Genomic DNA, 381 nt, shown 5'->3' with positions numbered 1-381 from the left:
AATGCAGCCCCAATCGGGCGGTAAATTCCGTCCAAGGCTAAATATGGGCGAGAGACCGATAGCGAACAAGTACAGTGATGGAAAGATGAAAAGAACTTTGAAAAGAGAGTGAAAAAGTACGTGAAATTGTTGAAAGGGAAGGGCATTTGATCAGACATGGTGTTTTGTGCCCTCTGCTCCTTGTGGGTAGGGGAATCTCGCATTTCACTGGGCCAGCATCAGTTTTGGTGGCAGGATAAATCCATAGGAATGTAGCTTGCCTCGGTAAGTATTATAGCCTGTGGGAATACTGCCAGCTGGGACTGAGGACTGCGACGTAAGTCAAGGATGCTGGCATAATGGTTATATGCCGCCCGTCTTGAAACACGGACCAAGGAGTCT

General features: G+C 47.8%; 1 rRNA gene. It reads left to right on the top strand.

Features of this window, described 5'->3' with window-relative positions:
* Positions 1-130: ribosomal RNA gene (locus MN204_RS21795) — 23S ribosomal RNA — on the top strand; the annotation flags it as partial.
* Between the last annotated feature and the right edge of the window lie 251 nt (positions 131-381).

Source organism: Oceanobacillus saliphilus (assembly GCF_023522835.1).
Classification (GTDB): domain Bacteria; phylum Bacillota; class Bacilli; order Bacillales; family Amphibacillaceae; genus Oceanobacillus; species Oceanobacillus saliphilus.
This window is presented reverse-complemented; position numbering and strand designations above follow the sequence as displayed.